The following is a 5,953-nucleotide window of genomic DNA, read 5'->3' as shown; positions in this document are numbered from 1 at the left end:
AATGGCAATAGGTTTCTTTGTCATGGACATTTTTGAAAATACAATGAAAATAATGAGTGTGCAGGCCATTCCAATCCAATTTCCAGTAATTTTGGTTCATTTCACCCAGAAAAATTGTTATTTATTCCGAGACTCTATTATTACTTTCGCAAATTTTTTTATTAATACTACCATTATAATCGATTATGCCTCTTCACACTATTGCTATAAAGTGAATGACCACGAGCAATCAAAAACCAAAGTAAACGCCTTATTGATAAAATATGAAGGAAATTAATGCAAATGGTGTAGCTTATACTTTTGAGCGCTTCCTTTATTAAATTTATTAAGGGATAAAAAAGATGTATACAATCAGAATTTATTAAAGCTTAATGATAAAATTTTATTGCTAAGGAATTATTTGGAGTAAATTAAGTAAAGGAATTGATAAAATGGCTAAAGAAAAGAAAAAACTTGATTCAACAGGTTATTGGACATTCATTTGTAACCCACAAAAATGGGCAATTGATGATTTTCTGAAATCAGGCAAAGTAGACGATTATTTTGCGATTAGAGAAAGTGATCAATATTCCGTTAAAATTGGAGATTTGGGCGTTATTCGAGTGGGTGTTGATAACCGAACATTAGCTCAATTAAACGGGAAGCAAAAGCTACGCCCTGGGATTTATGCAATTGTAGAAATAACAGGCGCACCTACGTTAATGGCTACCCCAGACGGCCATTGGTATGAGGAAGAAGATAATGAAAAAGCAAGACTCCGAGTGCCCATAAAATATCTTCATAACCTATTAGAGAAACCAATCTATTTAGATGAAATGCAGGATTTAGGGATTAGTTATGATTATTTTTTGAAGAATGGCTTCCAAAGCTCATCTATCCCATTAACTGCCGATACTTTCCATGACATTATGACCATCCTTCAAAGTTCCTCTTCGGCACAACAGGTATCCTACGCTGACACGTTAAAAGAAGGCTCTGTTCAATCGGTCTTTGTGAATAAATACGAAAGAAATCCATTAGCAAGAGAACGCTGCCTTGAAGTGCATGGCTACTTATGTGCAGTCTGTGATTTCGATTTTGAAGAGACGTATGGAGAAATCGGGAAAAACTTCATTCACGTTCACCATCTCGTTTCGCTAAGTGACATTGGTGAAGAATACGAAATCGATCCAGTCGAGGATTTAGTTCCAGTCTGTCCAAACTGCCATGCGATGCTGCACAGGAAGAACCCGCCGTATACGGTTCAGGAAATGATAGAGATTATGGTGAATGCTAGAAGAAGCTAGCGACTATTTTGGGTTGCTAGCTTCTTTCCTTCTCCTACTAAATATCAAATAATAAATAAATCCCTAGTTCACTTAAAGAATGACTATTCCTTTAGTATAATTATTATCATAACCTTGAATGTTTAATATAGATTCTCAAAATAAGTTAATGAAGCGAAAGGTGGTAACTATCATGAAAAAATCTGTCCATGTAGTTGGAGCAATTATTGAAAATGAAAACAATGAAATATTCTGTGCATTAAGAAGTCCCGAAATGTCCTTACCAAACTACTGGGAGTTTCCAGGTGGGAAGATTGAAGTTGATGAAACACCACAAGAAGCACTCCAACGTGAAATTAAAGAAGAGTTTAACTGCTCAATTGAAGTAGGAGAGAAAGTTGAAGATACTACATATGAGTACGAAAAAGTGATTGTTCGACTTGAAACATATAAAGCAAAACTTATTGAAGGACAACCTGTTGCATTAGAACACGCTGAATCTAAATGGGTTTCACGAGATGAGATTAGTGAACTAGACTTTGCACCTGCTGATATTCCAGCTGTAGAAAAAATTGCAAACGAAAAATAATTCGATGAAATGGCGGTTATCAAATGAATCAACAGCAACTGATCCAAAAAATTGAGAATTCTTTACATAAAGGATTTATTGATCAAAACAAACCAGTTTCTGCAACATTTAAACCAAAATTACTTACAAATAAACACCATGAATCTGTTCTATCAACATTACTTCAGGAATTAAAAACTTGTAAGACATTTTACTTTTCAGTTGCCTTTATAACTGAAGGTGGACTAGCTACATTAAAAACAATGCTCTATGATTTGAAACAAAAAGGAATTAAAGGACGTATTTTGACTTCAACATTCTTAAATTTTAATCAACCAAAAATGTTTAAAGAGCTATTGAAGTTAGATAACGTTGAAGTTCGACTAACTGGGGAAAAAGGATTTCATGCTAAGGGTTATATCTTTGAACACAAAGACTATTATTCTCTTATCGTAGGTAGCTCAAATTTAACAGATAGTGCACTTAAAGCAAACTATGAGTGGAATGTGTTTTTAACCTCATTAGAGAACGGCGAAATCATCCAACATTTTAAAAACCAATTTGAAACTGCTTGGGATGAAGGGATTGTTTTAACAGAGGAATGGATTGCTGATTACAAGCAAGTTCACGTGTTACAACCGTTTATAAATACTGTTTCTTCAAATGCACTAGAGCTTAATACAAAGTATTTAACCAATTCACTAGCTGAAAGTCTATCTATCAAACCAAATAAAATGCAGTCTGTCGCTTTAGAACAATTAAAAGAACTTCGTGCAACTGGTGCAGAAAAAGGTTTAATTATTTCCGCGACAGGTACCGGGAAAACATATTTGTCTGCCTTTGATGTTCGTAACTTTGGACCGAAAAAAATGCTGTTTATTGTTCACCGCGAACAAATTTTGAAGAAAGCTATGCAGGATTATAGAAAAATTCTCGGAGGGCATGAAGAAGATTTCGGCATCCTTTCTGGAAATTCAAAGGAAGTCAATGCGAAATATTTGTTTGCAACAATACAAACTGTTTCAAAAGATAACTATCTTCAAGAATTTGCAAAGGATCAATTTGATTATATTTTAATAGATGAAGTCCATAAAGCTGGTGCAGATTCTTACCTAAAAGTAATAAACTACTTCACACCAAAGTTTCTATTAGGTATGACTGCAACACCTGAACGTACAGACAGCTTCAATATCTATGAATTATTCGATTACAATATTGCCTATGAAATCCGTTTACAAGCAGCACTTGAAGAAGATATGCTCTGCCCTTTCCATTACTTTGGAGTTTTAGATTATGAAAAAGATGGCGAACTAATAGATGATGCTACTGAATTAAGAAATCTCGTTTCTTATGAACGTGTTCATCATATTATTGAAAAAATAAACTATTATGGACATTCAGGTGATCGAGTTAAAGGCTTAATTTTCTGTAGTCGAAAAGATGAAACATATGAACTTTCTACCGCTTTAAATCGTGAAGGACTTCGAACAATCGCTCTAACAGGTGATAGTTCACAGGATGAACGTGAAGACGCGATACGGAAATTGGAGAATGGAGAACTTCAGTATATTTTAACTGTGGATATTTTTAACGAGGGTATCGATATCCCCTTCTTAAACCAAATTGTCATGCTTCGCCAAACACAATCGAGCATCATCTTCATTCAACAACTTGGACGTGGGTTACGAAAGCATGATTCAAAAGATTATGTAACGATCATCGATTTTATAGGAAACTATAAAAACAATTATTTAATCCCAATTGCATTATCTGGGGACCAATCAATGAATAAAGATAATGTTCGCCGTAGAACAGTAAATACGGATTATATTAGCGGCGTTTCTACTATTAACTTTGAAGAAATTGCAAAGAAACGAATTTTCGATGCAATTAACAATACTAATTTATCAACTTTGAAGACTTTAAAAGATGCGTATATAGAAGTGAAAAATCGTTTAGGTAGAATCCCTACATTACATGATTTCATGTCTCAAAACTCGCTAGATCCAGAAGTAGTTATTGGATACTCGGATAACTACTACAAGTTTCTATTAAAAATGAATGAGGATATTCCATCACTTACTGATTACGAACAATCAGTAATAACTATGGTTTCGAAGGAATTTTTAAATGGAAAAAGAATTCATGAAGTTATCCTCATTGAGTCTTTGTTAGAAAATGATTCTATCTCTAAAGAGAATTACGTTCAAAAACTTCGTGACTACGGCACTTACGTAGACGATAAAACGATAACATCAGTAGAAACAATCTTTTCATTACAGTTCTTCGTCCAAAATGATATTAAAAAGTATGGATTTAAGCCTGTTATTGAAATAGTTGATGGAAACTATGTTTTTAATGAAGAAATCCAAGAAAGTCTTCAAGACTCTAATTTTAGAGGATATATTGAGGACATTATACAATGTGCATACATTAAAAATGAAAAATATGATAAGACAAAAGCTATGACGTTGTATGAAAAATATTCGCGTCGTGATGCATGTAGATTATTAAATTGGCCACATGACGACTCATCTACAATATATGGATATCGTGCAAAACATAATACTTGCCCTATTTTCGTGACATATCACAAGAAAGATGAAGTAGAAACCAGCCAAGCATATGGCGATGAATTCCTATCTCCTGACCTATTTAGATGGTTCACTCGTAACCGTTTAACGCTAGAATCAAATGAGGTAAAAACTATTTTATCTTATAAAGAATCTGGACTAAAAATTCACTTATTTACGAAAAAAGATGATGGTGAAGGTAGTGACTTCTACTATTTAGGGGAAGTTGATATTGCAGAAGAAAGTGCGAAAAATGAAATGATGCCTGATGGGAAAGGCAAAGATCTTTCAGTTGTTACGATGAATTTGGTGTTAGAGCAGCCTGTGCAGTATGATATTTATCATTATTTGGTGGAGGAATAAGAATAAGGGACTGTTGCTACTTTACAGTCCCCTAAAAAGAAAAGAAATCAATTATCTTGATAAATAGAAACTTTTTACCAAATAACTGTTAAATTTAATTAACGTGTATTTCCGGATTATTCATAAGAAATTCATGTGCCCTTACTCTGACAAAATAGTGATTATCTACTAATGCTTTCTTTATCATCAGTTGTGCAACATCATTATCTATTATGTTTAGCAAATCTAGATTACTAATTATTAAATTTTTTATATATACATTATCGTAGTCCATAGATTTAGAAAGCTGTGTTAAAATAGCCCTTTTATTCTTATAAGTAATCATTTTTAATAGGATCCTTACCACTAAATATCTAATATCTTGATTGTTATGATCTTTCAAACCAAAGACAAATTGAATTAAAATATTTTGAATACCATAATCAAGTCCTTGGAAATTATTATTATTAATAGCATTAATAATTGCTTTTAAACATTGTATTTTTTCAAAATCATCTTCATTATTTATTTCAGATAAAATCTCTATTAATTCAACATTTTCCAATTCTCCTAATATCATTTCCAACATTCTAAAATTAAACTTTAATGTTAATCTGGAATGTTTTTGTAATAAATCATCTATTCCTAATTGTAGGAAATTTTCTTTTTCTTTTAATCGAAAATATAAACTACTGTAATCATACTGTACCAAATTAAACTTTGTTTTTATAAAAATAATTAATTGAGTTGCACTTATTTTATCTGGATATGATAGATTATCTGCCAATAATGAGTCAACACATGTCGTAATTGTATTTCTCACCATATTAATTTCAGCTAACTCAGGACTTGAATTAAAAATATTTTTAATAATTAGATAGGGATTTTGTGCACTAATGCTATAACTTCCATTTTTCCCCTGCGTTTTAATAATTTCTCTTATTTTTTGTATATATTTCGAGACATAAAAAACATCATTTTTATTTGTAGTTTCTAAATAATATAACTGTTTATCTGAATCGTACAACTTTTCTTGAACAATTAGATCAAGTTCTTCATTATACTGATACTATGTCAAGAAAATGGACAGAAGAAATTGAGATTTCACTCTGAATCTAGCGCGCTATCGCTTGCTCGCCTCACAAATAATTTAAGGGGCGTAACCCTTAAATTATTTGTGAGGTTAAAAGGTTCTAACTATACGA

General features: G+C 32.3%; 5 protein-coding genes. 4 read left to right on the top strand and 1 reads right to left on the bottom strand.

Annotation, left to right across the window (positions count from 1 at the left end; all coding sequences use genetic code 11):
• The 4 genes from ACOQFO_RS05435 to ACOQFO_RS05420 form a co-directional block, all read left to right on the top strand.
• On the top strand, nt 1-277 hold a 277-nt coding region (locus ACOQFO_RS05435), incomplete at its 5' end, for a hypothetical protein (RefSeq protein ID WP_421688680.1).
• Nucleotides 278-431: 154 nt separating this feature from the next.
• A complete protein-coding gene (locus ACOQFO_RS05430) occupies nt 432-1,286 on the top strand; it encodes an EVE domain-containing protein (RefSeq protein ID WP_421688679.1) in 855 nt (284 codons plus the stop codon).
• A gap of 172 nt (nt 1,287-1,458) precedes the next feature.
• Nucleotides 1,459-1,854, top strand: coding sequence for a (deoxy)nucleoside triphosphate pyrophosphohydrolase (locus ACOQFO_RS05425; protein ID WP_421688678.1), 396 nt, complete (start codon nt 1,459-1,461; stop codon nt 1,852-1,854).
• A 23-nt stretch (nt 1,855-1,877) separates the two neighbouring features.
• A complete protein-coding gene (locus tag ACOQFO_RS05420) occupies nt 1,878-4,769 on the top strand; it encodes a DUF3427 domain-containing protein (RefSeq protein WP_421688677.1) in 2,892 nt (963 codons plus the stop codon).
• A gap of 94 nt (nt 4,770-4,863) precedes the next feature.
• Here the strand turns inward: ACOQFO_RS05420 and ACOQFO_RS05415 are convergent, their stop codons facing one another.
• Nucleotides 4,864-5,775 carry a hypothetical protein gene (locus ACOQFO_RS05415; RefSeq protein WP_421688676.1) on the bottom strand — a complete coding sequence of 304 codons (912 nt, stop codon included), beginning with the start codon at nt 5,773-5,775 and terminating at the stop codon, nt 4,864-4,866.
• Between the last annotated feature and the right edge of the window lie 178 nt (nt 5,776-5,953).

This window comes from Ureibacillus sp. MALMAid1270 (assembly GCF_049202975.1).
Classification (GTDB): Bacteria; Bacillota; Bacilli; order Bacillales_A; family Planococcaceae; genus Ureibacillus.
Note: the sequence above shows the minus strand (reverse complement) of the source record. Positions and strands in the feature narration are given on the sequence as shown.